General features: G+C 71.6%; 1 protein-coding gene. It reads left to right on the top strand.

Annotation, left to right across the window (positions count from 1 at the left end):
* Window positions 1-281 precede the first annotated feature (281 nt).
* Entirely contained in the window at window positions 282-17,780 is a 17,499-nt protein-coding gene (locus ACFWU9_RS16970) for an amino acid adenylation domain-containing protein (RefSeq protein ID WP_384318987.1), read from the top strand.
* Window positions 17,781-17,920: the final 140 nt, after the last annotated feature.

Here is a 17,920-nt window from a genome sequence, read left to right as displayed (position 1 = left end):
TCGCGGGATTCCCGTATTCCACTTTCCGTGCTGTGCGTCGAAAGTGACCTCTTCTATGGAAGGGGCCGCCCGCGGGTGCGATGATTCCCCGGTGTCCTGGGGACAGGACAGTTCCGTCCCAGTGGCCTTTGAATCAGCAGGATCAGCAGGACGCTCGGAGACGGCGCGCCGATCCGAGCGGTATTCGGCACCAACGGAATCGCTGAACCGGCGCGCACGGCAAAGAACCGCATCGGCGGCAAGCCGGCCCCTCTGCGCAAGACGAACAGGAGTGCCAAGTAATGATCCCGTTGTCCTTCGCGCAGCGACGTCTATGGTTCATCGACAAGTTCGAGGGGCCGTCCGCGACGTACAACGTGCCCTTCCTCGTCCGGCTCACAGGTGAGCTGAACGCGGAGGCACTCACGGCGGCGGTCCGTGACGTGGTGACCCGTCACGAGAGCCTGCGCACCCTGATCGTGGAGAACGCCGAGGGCGTCCCGGCACAGCAGGTGCTCCCCGCCGAGCGGGTCCGGCTGGTCATCCCGCTGGTCGAGGTGGACCCGCGGGAGCTGGACGAGGCGGTGTCGGAGGCCGCCAACTACGCGATCACGCTGTCCGAGGAGATCCCTGTCCGCGCCACCCTCTTCCGCACCGGTGCCCAGGACCACCAGCTCCTGCTCCTGATCCACCACATCGCCAGCGACGGCGAGTCCTTGGCCCCCCTCGCGCGCGATCTGGCCGCCGCCTACACCGCCCGCGTCCGGGGCGGCGAGCCGGACTGGCCCGAACTGCCGGTTCAGTACGTCGACTACACGCTGTGGCAGCGTGAACTCCTCGGCGACGAGAGCGACCCCGAAAGCGTCCTGTCCACCCAGCTCGGCTACTGGCGCGACGAGCTGTCCGGCGTACCGCAGCCGATGGGCCTGTCGACCGACCGTCCCCGCCCCCCGGTGTCCAGCCACAACGGTGACGGCGTCGGCCTGACGCTCGACGAGGAACTGCTCGGCAAGGTGGAGAAGTTGGCCAAGCGCGCCGACGTGACCACGCCGATGGTCCTCCAGGCCGCGCTCGCGGTCCTGCTCCAGCAGCTCGGTGCGGGCGAGGACATCGCCATCGGCTCGACCATCGCGGGCCGCACGGACGACGAACTCGCCGACCTGGTGGGCTTCTTCGTCAACACCTGGGTGCTCCGCGCCGACCTTTCCGGCACCCCGTCCTTCGAGCAGCTCCTCGATCGGGTGCGGCACAAGGCCCTGGCCGCGTACGACAACCAGGACGCGCCGTTCGAGCGCCTGGTGGAGATCCTCAACCCGGAGCGCTCCACCGCCTACCACCCGCTGTTCCAGGTGATGTTCACCTGGGCGACCCGCGGCTGGATCGAGTTCGACCTGCCCGGCGTCAAGGCGCACTTCGGCCCGCTGCCGACGCCGACGGCCAAGTTCGACATGGAGTTCAACTTCTTCAACGACCCCGACGACCCGGGCCTGTTGATATTCCTGGAGTACGCGACCGACCTGTTCGACCGGTCCACGGCGGAGGCCGTCATGGCCCGCTTCGTGCGCCTCATCGAGGAGCTGGTCACCGAGCCGTCCCGCGAGGTCGCGCTGCTGGACGTGCTGGAGGCGGACGAGCGCGAGCTGGTCCTGCGGACCTTCAACGACACCGCGGCCGCGACGCCCGAGCTGGGCATCCCGGGCCTGCTCGAACGCCAAGTGGCGGCCACGCCGGACGCGACGGCCCTGGTCCACGGCGACGAAGAACTGTCGTACGCGGAACTCGACGCGCGGGCCGAGCGCCTTGCCCGTGAGCTGTCGGGTCGCGCGGTGGGCCCGGAGACGGTCGTCGGCCTGGCCCTGCCGCGCTCGGCGGACCTGATCGTGGGCATGCTGGGTATCCTCAAGACGGGCGCCGCCTACCTGCCGATCGACCCCAAGTACCCCAGCACGCGCCTGGACTACATCCTGTCCGACGCGCGTCCGCAGCTGGTGCTGACCAACGCCGACACGGTCGGCGTGCTCCCGGCGTCGGACGTGCCGACCCTGTTCATCGAGGATGTCGACTTCGGCGCGGCGGGCCCGGATGCGCCGCCGGCCGTGGTCCGGCCCGCGAACGCCGCGTACGTGATGTACACCTCGGGCTCCACCGGCACGCCGAAGGGCGTGACGATCACGCACCGCGACGTGGTCAACGGCGTGCTGCGCCTCGCCGACTCCGTCGGGATCGAGGCGGGCACGCGGGTCCTCGCGGGCACGTCGGTCAACTTCGACGTCTCCGTCTTCGAGACCATCACCACCCTGGCCGTCGGCGGCACCCTCGAGGTGGTCCGCGACGTGCTGGTGATCGGTGAGCGCGGCGGCTGGACCGGCGGGGTCATCAGCACCGTGCCGTCCGTCTTCGCCCAGCTCCTCGACCAGGTGGGCGAGAAGATCCGGGCCGACGCGGTCGTGTTCGCCGGTGAGGCGCTGCCCGCGTCGCTGGTGAAGCAGGTGCGGGAGGCCATTCCGGGCGTGCGCGTCGTCAACGCCTACGGTCAGACCGAGTCGTTCTACGCCACCACCTTCACCGCCGACGAGACCTGGACCGGCACGGTCGGCGCGCCGATCGGTGCCCCGCTGGGCAACATGCGCACCTATGTCCTCGGCGCCGGCCTCAAGCCGGTGGCCCTGGGTGTCGTGGGTGAGCTGTATGTCGCGGGCAACGTGGCGCGCGGCTACCTCGGCCACGCCCCTCTGACCGCCGAGCGCTTCGTCGCCGACCCCTACGGCCCCGCCGGCTCGCGGATGTACCGCACCGGCGACCTGGCCCGCTGGACGGCCGACGGCAAGCTCACGTACGTGGGCCGTGACGACGCGCAGGTCAAGGTGCGCGGCTTCCGCATCGAGCCGGGTGAGGTGGAGACGGCGCTCACCGCCCACCCGGGCGTGGCACAGGCCGTGGTGGTCATGCACGAGGGCCGCGGCAGCACCCGACTGGTCGGCTACGTGCTCCCGCGGGGCGCGGGGGAGTCGGGGCTCGGCACGGTGGAGAGCCTGGGCGACCTGGAGGTCGACCTGACGGCCACCGTCTCCTCGCGAGAACTGCGCACCTTCGTCTCCGGCAGGCTGCCGGAGTTCATGGTGCCGTCGGTGTTCGTGATGCTGGACCGGCTCCCGCTGGCCCCCAACGGCAAGCTGGATCGCAAGGCGCTGCCGGAGCCCGAGTTCACCGGCACCACCTACCGGGCGCCGCGCAACCCGGTGGAGGAGGTCCTCGCCGGGGTGTACGCCGAGGTCCTGGGCCTCGACCGGGTCGGTGTCGACGATGACTTCTTCGCCATCGGCGGGGACAGCATCCGCTCGATCCAGGTGGTCTCGCGAGCCCGGGCGCGGGACGTGGACGTCACGCCGCGGCAGATCTTCGAGTCGCGCACGGTGGCCGAGCTGGCCGGGACGGCGGTCGACGGCGGTCGGGCCAGGCCGGTCCTCGACGAGCTGGAGGGCGGCGGCGTGGGCTTCGTACCGCTGCTGCCGGTGAGCCACTATCTGATGGACCTGGGCACCGGTCTGAACCGGTTCACCATGTCGATGACGGTGGAGCTGCCCGTCGGTATCGACGAGGCCGGTCTGGTCGCGACCCTTTCGGCCGTCTTCGACCGGCACGACATGCTGCGCTCGCGCCTGGTCACCGGCCAGGAGACCGGTCTTGAGGTGGCCGGTCCCGGTACGGTCGACATCGCGCCCCTGATCCACCGCGTGGACAACGACGGCCGCTGGGCCGACGGCTGGCGCGGACAGGCCGCCTCCGAACTGGACGCCGCCACCGACCGCCTGGACGCCGAGGCCGGGGTCATGGCGCAGTTCGTGTGGTTCGACGCCGGTGCCGAGAGCGCCGGGCGTCTGATCATGGTCCTGCACCACTTCGCCGTCGACGGCGTGTCCTGGCGCATCCTGCTGCCCGACCTCGCCGAGGCGTGGAAGCAGATCCGCGACGGACGCACCCCGGAGCTCGCCCCGGTGGGTACGTCGGCCCGACGCTGGTCGCACGCGTTGGTCCAGGAAGCGCGGTCCGCCGAGCGTGTCGGTGAGCTGGCGCTGTGGCGCTCGATCGTCACCGGTCCGGACACGGTGCTCGGCAGCCGCCCGCTCGACCCGGCCGTCGACACCATCTCCACGGTCTCGTACGTGCACATGGACCTGCCGGTGGCGGCCACCGAGGCGCTGCTGACCACGTTGCCCGGCGCCTACCGCTGCGGCGTCAACGACAGCCTGCTGGCCGCGCTCGCCCTGGCGGTGACCAAGTGGCGCAAGCAGCGCGGCGTGGACGAGTCCTCGCTGCTGCTGCGTCTGGAGGGCCACGGACGTGAGGAGGCCGCGGCGCCGGGTGCGGACCTGTCGCGTACGGTCGGCTGGTTCACCAGCATGTTCCCCGTCCGCCTGGATGTGGCGGGGGTGGACATCGACGACGCCCTGAACGGCGGCAGGGCCGCCGGAGCCGCGGTCAAGGCGGTCAAGGAGCAGCTGCTCGCCGTGCCGGACAAGGGCATCGGCTACGGCCTGCTGCGCTACCTGAATCCGCCGGCCGGTGAGCACCTCAAACCGCACGCGACCGGTCAGGTGTCCTTCAACTACCTTGGCAGGTACGGGACTTCGGCCGCCCTGCCCGAGTCACTGCGCGGTCTGGGCTTCACCCAGGTCGAGGGCACCACCGAACTCCTCGCGGACCCGGACGGGAACATGCCCGCACTGGCCGCGCTGAACGTCAGCGCGTACGTGTCCGACAGCGAGCAGGGCCCGCGCCTGGCCACTCGTCTCGACTTCCCCTCCGGCCTTTTCACTCAGGCCGAGGTGGAGGAGCTGGCCGCGCTGTGGCGCACCGCCCTGGAAGGCCTCGCGCGGCATGCCGCGGGGCCGGAGGCGGGCGGGCTCACGCCCTCGGACGTGCCGCTGGTGAAGGTGAGCCAGGGCGAGCTGGACCGATGGCGGAAGAGTTATGCCGGCCTGGCCGAGGTCTGGCCGCTGACCGCGATGCAGGAAGGGCTGCTCTTCCACGCCGAGCTGGCCGGTGGCACCTTCGACGCGTACCAGATGCAGTTCGTCTTCCACCTCGCCGGTGAGGTCGAGCCGCAGCGGATGCGGGCGGCCGGGCAGGCGCTGCTCGACCGCTACCCCAATCTGCGGGCCGCCTTCGTCAACGACAGCGCCGGTGACCGAGTCCAGATCGTCCAGAGCGACATCGACCTCCCGTGGCGCGAGCAGGACCTGAGCACCCTCGCCGAGGGTGAGCGGGAGGAGCGGCTCAAGCAGTGCCTGGCCGAGGAGCACAGCGCCCACTTCGACCTGGCTGAGGCGCCTCTGTTGCGCCTGTCGCTGATCAAGCTGGCCGCCGGCACGTGGGAACTGGTCTTCACCGCCCACCACGTCCTGTTCGACGGCTGGTCGATCCCCCTGCTCATGCAGGACCTGCTGCGTCTCTACGGCTCGGCCGGGGACGCCACCGCACTGGGCAGGGCGCGCAACTACCGCGACTTCCTGGTCTGGCTCTCACGCCAGGACCGAGAGGAGACCGCCCGCGCCTGGGCCGAGGAGCTGGAGGGCATCGACGAGCCCACGCTCCTGGTGCCCGCCGGCTCCGCACCGGAGGGCGAGTCGACCGGGGTCGGGCAGGTGGACGTGCCGCTCGGTTCGGACCGGGCCCGTGCACTCGCCCGCCGGGCGAGCGAGTTGGGCCTGACCCTCAACACCCTGGTGCAGGGCGCCTGGGCCATCTTCCTCGCGGGTCTGACGGGACGTCGGGACGTGGTGTTCGGTGCCACGGTCTCCGGGCGTCCGCCGCAGGTCACGGGCGTGGACGAGATGGTCGGCATGTTCATCAACACTCTGCCGGTACGGGTCAACTGCCCGCCGGGCCAGTCGGTCGCCGCCGTCCTCGGCGGACTACAGGAGCGGCAGAGCGCGCTCCTCGACCACCACCATCACGGACTCCTGGAGATGCACCGCTCCACCGGGCTGCGCACGCTGTTCGACACGATGGTGGTCTTCGAGTCGTACCCGGTCGACAGTGCCGCCCTGAGCGAGGCGTACTCGGCCGCCGGGATCTCGGTGACCGGGATCAGCCCGCTCAGCAGCACCCACTACCCGCTGGTGGTGATGGCCTTCGCCGAGCCGCACCTGAAGGTCAGCCTCCAGCACCAGCACCACCTCCTCGGCCGGGAGCAGGCGGCCGACATCGCCGTGCGCTTCGGGCGCGTCCTCGCCCAACTGGCCGAGGACCCCCAGGTCCGGGTCCGCGGGGTGGACCTGCTGGGGCGCGACGAGCGCGAGCGCGTCCTCGTCGAGGTCAACGACACCACGGCGGCCACCCCCGAGCTGACCGTCCACGGCCTGTTCGAGCGGCAGGCGGCCGCGACGCCGGCCGCGGCAGCGGTGATCTGCGGCGACATCACCCATACCTACGACGAGTTGGACGCGCGCGCGAATCGGCTCGCCCGTGAGCTGGCCGGGCGCGGGGTGGGCCCGGAGACCGTGGTCGCCCTCGCGCTGCCTCGCACGGCCGACCTGGTCACCGCCATGCTCGGCATCCTGAAGGCGGGCGGCACGTATCTGCCGATCGACCCGAAGTACCCCAGCAGACGCCTGGGCCACATCCTGGACAGCGCGCGCCCGCAGCTGGTACTCACGGACGCCGGCACCGTCGGTGTGCTCCCCGAGACGGACGTCCCGACACTGTTCCTCGGCGACGTGGACCTCGAGACCGGTGAGGGCGTGGCGACGGCGGCCGTGCTGCCGGAGCACGCGGCGTACGTGATGTACACCTCGGGCTCCACCGGCACCCCCAAGGGTGTCGTGATCAGCCACGCGAACGTGGTTAACGGTGTGACGCGGCTCGCCGAGCGGGTGGGCGTGAGCGCGGACACGCGGATGTTCGCCGGTTCGTCGGTCAACTTCGACGTCTCGGTCTTCGAGATCGTCACGACGCTGGCCAACGGCGGCACCGTCGAGGTGGTCCGGGACGCACTGGTGCTCGCCGAGCGCGAGGCGGTGTCCGCGAGTGTGATCAGCACGGTGCCGTCCGTCTTCGCCGAGCTCGGTGACCGCATGGCCACCATCTCCGGTCTGGAGACGGTCGTCTTCGCCGGTGAGGCGCTGCCCGCCACGCTCGTGCACCGCATACGCGAGGCGTTGCCCGACGTGCGGATCGTCAACGCCTACGGGCAGACCGAGTCCTTCTACGCCACCACGTTCGCCGTCCGGGCGGGCCAGGAGTGGCGGGCCGCGGAGAACACTCCCATCGGCACGCCGCTCGGGAACATGCGCACCTACGTCCTCGGCCCGGGCCTGGCGCCCGTACCGCCGGGCGTGGTGGGCGAGTTGTACGTCGCGGGGAACATCGCCCGCGGCTATCTGGGCCGTGCCGGACTGACCGCCGAGCGGTTCGTGGCCGACCCCTACGGCCCGCCCGGTGCACGGATGTACCGCACCGGCGACCTGGCCCGCTGGAACGCCGACAGGCAGCTCGAGTACGCCGGCCGCGGCGACGACCAGGTCAAGATCCTCGGTGTGCGGGTCGAGCCCGCCGAGATCGAGCGGGCCCTGGTCACACACCCGGGCGTCGCCCAGTCCGTGGTCGTCGCCCGGAGCAAGGCGGGTGCGGGGGAGAAGCAGCTGGTCGCCTACGTGGTGCCGGATCTGGACGGCATCGAGGACTCGGCGCAGGCCGAGCAGCAGGTCGACGAGTGGGAGGAGATCTACGACCAGGTCTACTCGGGCGAGAAGACCGAGTGGGGCGAGTACTTCTTCGGCTGGAACTCCAGCTACGACGGTCTGCCCATCGAGCCGGCCGAGATGCGGCACTGGCGTGACATGGCGGTCGAGCAGATCCTCCGCCGGCAGCCGCGCCGTGTCCTCGAACTCGGCGTCGGCTCGGGTCTGTTGATGGCCCATGTGCTGCCGCACGTGGAGGAGTTCTACGCCACCGACCTGTCGTCGGCCTCGATCGCGCGCCTCACCCACGAGGTCGAGCAGGCCGGATACGCCGACAAGGTCACCCTGCTGCACCAGCCGGCCGAGGACGTGACCGGGCTGCCGGCCGGCCACTTCGACGTGGTGGTCCTCAACTCGGTGATCCAGTACTTCCCGCACGCCCAGTACCTCGACCAGGTCCTCGCCCTGGCCTTCGAACTCCTGGCGCCGGGCGGGCGGATCGTCGTCGGCGACGTACGCAACGCCGCCACCCTGCCCCTGTTCAGCACGGGGGTCCAACTCGCCCAGCACCCCGATGCCGCCCCGTCGGCGGCGCGCGCGGCGATCGCCCGCGCGGCGCTCACGGAGCCGGAACTGGTCGTGGACCCCGAGTGGTTCACCCGGTGGGCCGAACGGCACGGCGCGGCCGGGGCGGACATCCGCCTCAAGCTGGGGAGTGCGCACAACGAGCTGACCCGCCACCGCTACGAGGTCGTCCTGCACAGGCAGCCCGCCGACACGGTGGACCTGGCCGACGTGCCGGTGCTGGCCTGGGGCCGGGACACCGACACCCTGGCCGGCCTCGCGGAACTGTGCGCCGGGCAGGGCGGACCGGTCCGGGTCAGGGACATCCCCAACGCCCGTCTCACCAGCGAGCTGCACCTGGCCGTGGAGACCCAGGTGCTCCAAGCCCCCGCCGCCACGGGTGCGGCCGTGGACCCGCAACATCTCCACGAATGGGCGGCCGAACGCGGCTGGAGCGTGCTGATGACCTGGTCGGCGACATCGGCCGAGCGCTTCGACGCGATCGTCCTCACCGACGGCCCGTCGGCGGCACGGCAGTTCTCCGGCACCTTCCTGCCCTCCGGCCGCGCCGACCGGACGCTCGCCAACGCCCCGGCCGCGGCCAGGCGGATCGGCGCCCTGGTCGGCTCGCTGCGCGGCTACCTCCAGGAGCGACTGCCCGCGCACCTGGTGCCCGCCGCCGTCGTGGCGATAGCCACGGTGCCGCTGGCCGCCAACGGCAAGCTGGACCGCGCGTCGCTGCCGGCACCGGATCTCGCCGCGGCTGCCGCCGGGCGGGCGCCGCGCACCCCGCGGGAAGAGCTGCTGTGCGAGCTGTTCGCCGAGGTCCTGGACCTGAAGCGGGTCGGTGTCGATGACGACTTCTTCGCGCTGGGCGGGCATTCGCTGCTGGCCACCAAGCTCATCAGCCGGATCCGTTCCGAGCTGGGTGCGGAGGCCGAACTGCGCACCCTGTTCGCCCACCCGACCGTGGCCGGGTTCGCCCCGCACCTGGACGGGAGTGCCGGTGTCCGGACGCCCCTGGCGCGGGTCGCCGAGCGGCCAGGGCGGATTCCGCTGTCGTTCGCCCAGCAGCGGCTCTGGTTCCTGCACAAGTTCGAGGGCCCGTCGGCGACGTACAACATGCCGTTCGTCCTGCGGCTGAGCGGCGAGCTGGACGTGGCGGCGCTGGAGGAGTCGCTCAACGACGTCATCACCCGCCACGAGTCGCTGCGCACCGTCTACCCGGAGATCGGCGGCAAGCCGTACCAGGACATCCTTGAGCCGGCGCAGGCCCACATCAGCCTGACCGTACGGCCGGTTCAGGGCGAGGAAGGAGTGCGGGAGGCCGTCGGCGCGGCGGCCCGTCACACTTTCGACCTGGCGCGTGAAGTACCCCTGAAGGCATGGCTGTTCACCACCGGACCGACCGAGTACGTGCTGGCCATGGTGATCCACCACATCGCCGCCGACGGCTGGTCCGCCGCGCCGCTGGCGCAGGACCTGGCCACCGCCTACACGGCCCACGCCCGGGGCGCGGTGCCCGAGTGGGCACCGCTGCCGGTGCAGTACGCGGACTACACGCTGTGGCAGCGCGAGCTGCTGGGTGACGACAGTGACCCGGACAGCCTGTACGGGAAGCAGTACGCCTACTGGGCCAAGCAGTTGGCCGGGCTGCCCGAGCAGGTGACCATCCCCGGCGACCGCCCGCGTCCCGCGGTGCTCCAGTACAAGGGCGACCTGCTGCACTTCACCCTGGGAGCGGAGGTGCACGAGGGGGTGAGCGAGCTGGCCCGGGCCTCGGGCGCCACGCCGTTCATGGTGCTCCAGGCGACCATGGCCGCGCTGCTGACGCGCCTCGGCGCGGGCACGGACATCGCGATCGGCAGTGGTATCGCGGGCCGTACCGACGACGGCCTGAAGGATCTCATCGGCCTGTTCGTCAACACCTGGGTGATGCGCACCGACACCTCGGGGGACCCGACGTTCGCCGAACTGGTCGCCCAGGTGCGCAAGTCGAGCCTGGCCGCCTACAGCCACCAGGACATCCCCTTCGAGTCGCTGGTGGAGAAGCTCAACCCCGAGCGCTCGGCGTCCGTCCATCCGCTCTTCCAGATCGCCCTGGTGCTACAGAACAACAAGGAGGCGGAGTTCGAGCTGCCCGGCCTGCTGGTGCGCGGGGAGGGCGTGGGCACCGGGACGGCCCGCTACGACGTGTTGCTGAGCCTGAACGAGACGTTCACCGACCGCACCACGCCCGCGGGCATCCAGCTCGCGGTGGAGTACTCCACCGAGCTGTACGACGCCGCCACGATCGAGACCCTGATCGCCCGCTGGGAGCAGTTGCTGATCGCCGCGGTCACCACGCCCTCGCACCGCGTCAGCCACGCCGACCTGCTCACCGCGGAGGAGCGGCGCGAGCTGCTGCTCGCCGAGCAGCGGCAGGCCGAACAGCGCTTGCCGGCGGCCACGTTCCCCGAGCTGTTCCGGGCCGCCATGGAGCGGGCGCCGCTTGCGCCGGCCGTGGAGTCGGCCGACGACACCTGGACGTACGAGGAGCTGAACGCGCGGGCGAACCGCGTCGCGCACTGGCTGATCGCCCGCGGCATCGGGCCCGAGCAGCCGGTCGGGGTGTCCCTGCCCCGCAGCGCGCACCAGGTGGCCGTGGCGCTCGGCATCCTCAAGGCGGGTGCGGCGTATCTGCCGATCGCCCTGGACTACCCGGCCGACCGCATCAGCTACATGGTCGGCGACTCGCGCCCCGCGGTGGTCTTCACCACCCGGTCCGCCGCCGAGGAGCTGCCCGCCGACCTGCCCGCCGAACTCGTCGCCATCGACGCCGAGGACATCCGGCGGGCCTGGCGAGAACTGCCGGACACCGACCCGGTCACCGCTCTCGTCCCGGAACACCCGGCGTACGTCATCTACACCTCGGGCTCGTCCGGACGCCCCAAGGGCGTGAGCGTCACCCACACCGGACTGGCCGCCCTGAGCGCCACGACCGCCGAGCACCTCGCCCTCGACGCGAACTCCCGTGTCCTCCAGCAGGCGTCGCCGAGCTTCGACGCGGCCTTCTGGGAGCTGGTGATGAGCCTGACCACGGGCGCGGCTCTGATCGTCCCCGACCAGCAGCGCCTGGCCGGTGAGGACCTCGCGCACACCCTGGCCACCCGTGGCGTCACGCACGTCATGGTGCCGCCCAGCGTCGCCACCACCATGCCCGCCGACGCCGCCCGCACTCTCACCCGGCTGCGGGTGCTGACGGTGGGCGGTGAGGCGTGCTCGCCCGGCCTGGTCGCCCGGTGGGCGCCCGGGCGCCGGGTCGTCAACGCCTACGGTCCCACCGAGACCACGGTGTTGGGCGCCATCAGCACCCCCCTCACCCCCGAGCGCGCCCCGATCGGCACGGCCGTCACCGACAGCCGCGTGTATGTGCTCGACGAGCGGATGGCCCCGGTCCCGCCGGGCTCGCCCGGCGAGCTGTACGTGGCGGGCCCGAGCCTGGCCCGCGGCTATGTGCACCGCCCCGGCCAGACCGCGGGCGCCTTCGTGGCCGACCCGTACGGCCCGGCGGGCTCGCGCATGTACCGCACCGGTGACGTGGTGCGCCGCGGCGGCGACGGGCAGCTCGAATACCTCGGCCGCGGCGACGACCAGGTCAAGATCCGCGGCTTCCGGATCGAGCCCGGCGAGATCGAGGCGGCCCTGGCCGAGCACCACGGGGTGGCCCATGCCGTCGTGCTGACCCGCGAACTGCGCGGCAGCACCCAGCTCGTCGGCTATGTGGTGCCCACCGGCAACCGGCACGCGGACGCCGGCGACGACTTCGACCTGACCACCGGTGTGTCCCTGGACGAACTGCGCAGGTTCGCCACCGGCCGGCTGCCGGAGTTCATGGTGCCGTCGGTGTTCGTCCTCCTGGACGAGCTGCCGCTCACCGAGAACGGCAAGCTGGACAGGGCCGCGCTGCCCGAGCCGGAGGTCACCGAGGGGGAGTACCGTGCCCCGCGCACCGCCCAGGAGCAGGTCATCGCCGCGGTCTTCGCCGAGGTCCTCGGCGTCGAACAGGTCGGTATCGACGACGACTTCTTCGCCGTCGGCGGTGACAGCATCCGCTCCATCCAGGTGGTCTCCCGCGCCAAGGCGCACGGCGTCGAGGTCACCCCACGGCAGATCTTCCAGCACCGCACCGTGGCCGAGCTCGCCGTGTCCCTCCACACCAGCGACCGCGCCACCCCGGTCCTGGAGGAGCTGGAGGGCGGCGGCGTGGGCGCCATGCCGCTGCTGCCGATCGCCCGGTACATCACCGAACTCGGCGGCGGCTACGACCGGTTCGCGATGTCGATGGTGCTCGACCTGCCGACGGGTATCGACCGGCAGAGCCTGGCCGCGACGCTGTCCGCGGTCCTCGACCACCACGACGTCCTGCGCTCGCGCCTGGTGCCGGGTGCGGAGCCGGGGCTTGAGATCTCCGCGCCCGGCACGGTCGACGCGACGGCGCTCATCCACCGCGTCGCCTCCGACGGCGCCTGGGACCAGGACGGCTGGCGGGAGCGGGCCACCGCCGAACTCGACGTGGCCGCAGGCCAGTTGGACCCCAAGGCCGGGAGCATGGCCCGCTTCGTCTGGTTCGACGCGGGCCCGGAGACCGCCGGGCGCCTGATCGTCGTCCTGCACCACCTGGTGGTCGACGGTGTCTCCTGGCGCATCCTGCTGCCCGACCTCGCCCAGGCGTGGGAGCAGGTCCGTGAGGGCCGTACGCCCGAAATCGCCCCGGTCGCCACCTCGATACGTCAGTGGGCGCACGCCCTGGTCGACGAGGCGGCACGGCCGGAGCGGGTCGCGGAGCTGGAGCTGTGGCGCTCGGTGGTCGAGGGCCCGGATCCGGTCGTCGGCGCGCGGTCCTTCGACCCGGCCGTCGACCTGCGCTCCACCGTGGAGACGATGAAGCTGGAGCTGCCGGTGGCGGCCACCGAGACGCTCCTGACGACGCTGCCCGCCGTGTTCCACGGCGGTGTCAACGACGGGCTGCTGACCGGCCTTGCCCTCGCGGTGGCCAAATGGCGCAAGCAGCGCGGCGTGGACGAGTCCTCGCTGCTGCTGCGCCTGGAGGGCCACGGCCGTGAGGAGGCCGCGGCGCCGGGTGCGGACCTGTCGCGTACGGTCGGCTGGTTCACCAGCATGTTCCCGGTCCGCCTGGATGTGGGGGGCTTCGACCTGGAGCAGGCGTTCGCCGGCGGCGGGTCGGCGGGCGGGGCCGTCAAGGCGGTCAAGGAGCAGCTCAACGCCATCCCGGACAAGGGCATCGGCTACGGCCTCCTGCGCTACCTCAACCCCGGGACGGCCGACGTCCTCAAGGCGCACGGCACCGGGCAGTTCTCCTTCAACTACCTGGGCCGGTTCGCGGCGGACACCAAGCCGCCCAGTCCGAGCGGAACCGGCTGGACCATGGCGGCGGACGCGGAGGGTCTGGCCGCCGACCTGGACGCGGACATGCCCGCCCTCGCCACCGTGGAGGTCAACTGCTATGTCCTCGACGGCGAGCAGGGCCCGCGGCTGAGCGCCGAGATCGGCTTCCCGGCCGGTCTGCTCACCCGGGACGAGGCGCGGGAGTTCGCGGACCTGTGGCGCACGGCCCTCGAAGGTCTGGCCCGGCACGCGGCCGGGCCCGGCGCGGGCGGTCTCACGCCGTCGGACGTGCCGCTGGTCCGGGTGAGCCGGCGCGACCTGGAGGCATGGGAGGAGAACTACCTGGGGCTCGCGGACGTGTGGCCGCTGACCCCGGCGCAGTCCGGCATCCTGTTCCACAGCGTGATGGCTGAGTCGTCGTTCGACGCCTATCGGATCCAGCTCGTCCTCCATCTGTCCGGGGCCGTGGCCCCGGAACGGATGCGGACCGCGGGCCAGGCGCTCCTCGGCCGGTACCCCAACTTGGGCGCCGCCTTCGTGACCGGCGCGTCCGGTGAGCAGGTGCAGCTCATCCTCGATCACGTCGAACTGCCCTGGAGGGTCGTGGACCTGCGCGACCTGAGCGACAGCCTGCGGGACGAGGAGCTGGAGCGGCTCCTCGCCGCCGACCACGCCGAGCACTTCGACCCGGCCGTCCCGCCGATGCTGCGCATGACCCTGGTCCAGATGGACGCGGAGCGCTCGGAGCTGGTCCTCACCGTCAACCACGCCCTGTACGACGGCTGGTCGCTGTCGCACCTCATGCGGGACCTGATCCTCCTGTACGAGGCCGGAGGCGACGCCTCGGCGCTGCCGCGCGTGCGTTCCTACCGCGACTTCCTGGCCTGGCTCGCGCGGCAGGACCACGAGGCGTCGGTCCAGGCCTGGGCCAAGGAGTTGGAAGGTGTGACCGAGCCGACCATGCTGGCGCGCGCCGCCGCCACGGAGCAGGGCGGCGGCCTCGGTCAGTTCGAGCTCCCGCTCGGCGCGGAGACCACGCGTGCCCTGTCCCGCCGGGCACGCGAGCTGGGCATCACCCTCAACACCCTCATCCAGGGCGTCTGGGGTGTGCTCCTCGGTCATCTGACCGGACGTCAGGACGTGGTGTTCGGCACCACCGTCACCGGCCGCCCGCCGCAGCTGACGGGGGCCGACGAAATGGTCGGCCTGTTCATCAGCAGCCTGCCGGTGCGGGTGCGGTACTCCGCGCACGAGACGCTGGCGCAGGTGCTCACCCGGCTCCAGGACCGTCAGACCGTGCTCATGGACCACCATCACCACAGCCTCAGCGAGATCCACGAGGCGGTCGGCCTGGGCACCCTGTACGACTCGATGGTGCTGCTCGAGTCCTTTCCGATCGACCGCGAAGGACTCACCGGGGCGCACACCTCGGCCGGCGTCGCCGTCACCGGTGTCCGTATGCTCAGCGGCACCCACTACCCGCTGATGCTGGCCGGCACCGCCGATCCGCACCTGCGGCTCGGCCTTCAGTACCGGGACAGCATGTTCACCGCCGGCGCGGTCGAGCGGATCGGTGCCCGGCTCGTGCGCCTGCTGGAGCAGCTGGCGGCCGATCCGCACACCCCGCTCACCGGTCTGGAATTCCTCGACGCGGCCGAACGCGACCTGATCCTGCGTCAGTTCAACGACACGGCGTGCGAGGTGCCCGAGCGGACCATCGCACAACTGGTCGAGGAGCAGTCCGCCCAGCGGCCCGGGGCGACCGCGGTGGTCTGCGAGGACCGGTCGCTGACCTACGGGGAGCTGAACGAGCGGGCCAACCGGCTCGCCCGCCACCTCACCGGGCGGGGTGTCGGCCCCGACGACACGGTCGCCGTGGTCCTGCCGCGCACGCCCGAACTGGTCGTGGCCCTGCTCGCCGTCGTCAAGACCGGGGCCGCCTACGTACCCATCGACCCGGGCTACCCGAGCACCCGCCTGGCGCACATCCTCTCCACCGCCGAGCCGCGCCTGATCGTCACCGACACCACCGCGGCCGGCGTGCTTCCCGAGCGGGACACGGTGCTGCTGCACCTGGACCGGACGGACGTGTCGGGACACCTCGGCACCGACCTGGACGACGGCGACCGGACCCGGCCGCTGCGCCCGGACCACCTCGTCTACCAGGTGTACACGTCGGGCTCGACGGGCCTGCCCAAGGGCGTGGGCATCACTCACCGCAATCTCGCCAACGCCCTGGTGGGACTGGCGGAGGACATCGGCGTGCCGAACGGCTGGCGAATGCTGGCGAGCACCTCGATCGGCTTCGACATCGCGGCATTCGAGCTGTTCGTCACGCTGACCACCGGTGGCAGCGTCGAACTCGTCCGGGACGTCCTCGCCCTGGCCGAACGCGACGCGTGGGACGTGGACGTCATCAGCTCGGTGCCGTCCGCCTTCGCCGAACTGGTCGACCAGCTCGGCGACCGCGTGCACCCCAAGTCGCTGGTGTTCGCCGGTGAGGCCCTGACCACCGCCCTGGTCGACCGGATCCGTGTCGCCTGGCCCGAGGCCCGCGTCGTCAACGGCTACGGGCCCAGCGAGACCTTCTACGTCACCTCGCACGTGGTGCCCGCGGACGGTCCCGGAGCCTCCGGCATCCCGATCGGCAGGCCGCTGGGCAATCTGCGGGCGTACATCCTGGGCCCAGGTCTGACCCCGGTCGCCCACGGCGCCGTCGGCGAGCTGTACATGGCGGGCGCCGGCGTGGGCCGCGGCTACCACAACCGCCCGGCTCTGACCGCCGAGCGCTTCGTGGCCGACCCGTTCAGCCCGGCGGGGGAGCGGATGTACCGCACCGGCGACCTGGCCCGCTGGAGCGAGGACGGCGAGCTCGAGTACACCGGCCGCGCCGACTCGCAGGTGAAGATACGTGGTTTCCGGATCGAGCCGGGCGAGGTCGAGGCCGCGGTGGCGGCGCACCCCAAGGTCGCTCAGGCCGCGGTGATCGCACGCACCGGGGCGGGAGGCAAACAGCTCGTCGCCTACGCCGTCCCGGCGGCGGACAGCGGCGAGTTGACCACCGCCGAGCTGCGCGCCTTCGTGTCCGAGCGGCTGCCGGAGTTCATGGTGCCCGCCGCCTTCGTCACCCTGGAACGGCTCCCGCTGTCACCGAACGGCAAGCTCGACCACAAGGCGCTGCCCGAGCCGGAGCTGGCCGCCTCGACGGCCTACCGGGCCCCGCGCACTCCCCAGGAAGAAGTCCTGGCGGGCCTGTTCGCCGATGTCCTCGGCGTCGGCAAGGTCGGCATCGACGACAACTTCTTCGATCTGGGCGGCCACTCACTGCGCGCCACCCGCCTGGTCAGCCGGATCCGCACGGTTCTCAGGGTCGACGTACCGATGCGGGTCGTGTTCCAGTCGCCCACCGTCGCGGGGCTGGCCGCGCACCTGGCCGGCGGCGACGCATCCGCCGGCGGGACCGACCCGTTCGGGGTGGTGCTGGCGCTGAGGACGGGCGGCGACAAGGCGCCGGTCTGGTTCATCCACCCCGGTATCGGCCTGTGCTGGTCGTATCTGGGCATGGCGGTCCAGCTGGGCGACCGGCCGGTGTACGGGATTCAGGCCCGCGGCTTCGACGGCGCACCGCTGCCGGAGAGCTTCGAGGCGATGGTCCTGGACTACGTGGAGCAGATCCTCGGCGTCCAGGCGGAGGGCCCCTTCCGCTTCATCGGGCACTCCATGGGTGGCACGCTCTCGCACGCCATCGCCGCCGAACTCCAACGGCGGGGCCACGAGGTGCCGTTGGTCGCCATCCTGGACGCCGCCCCCAGCAGCGAGTTCGCCGAGCAGGACGTGTTCCTCGACGCCTCCCAGGCTCGGGATTTCCTCCAGGGCTACCTGCCGGGCGGCCAGGACGACGCCGACCGCCAGGCCCTCATCACCAACGGTTCATGGCTCATGGTCGAACACGTCAGGCTGGTCCGGGAGTTCGCACAGCCCACCTACCGGGGCGACGTGGTGTTCTTCAACGCGACGCTCAGCGAGGAGCCGTCAGCCGATCTGTGGGAGCCGTACGTCGAGGGCAGCGTGCGAACGTACGACATCGAGGCCACGCACTTCGGCATGACGGAGCCGAAGCACGCGGTCGGCATCTGCGAGATCCTCAACCGCTACCTCGAAGCGTAGGAGCCGGCCGTGAGCACGAACCCGTTCGACGAGATCCCCGAGGGCTGACACTCCGTACGCCCGTCGAGGCTGGTCGATGAGCCCTGTGCCTCCCTCCCCGGGCCGGGGCCACCGGCCCGGGGAGGGAGGCACACGCCGTA

This window comes from Streptomyces sp. NPDC058653 (genome assembly GCF_042716895.1).
Taxonomy (GTDB): Bacteria; Actinomycetota; Actinomycetes; order Streptomycetales; family Streptomycetaceae; genus Streptomyces.
The sequence above is the reverse complement of the archived record's forward strand: the minus strand, read 5'-3'. Positions and strand labels throughout refer to the sequence as shown.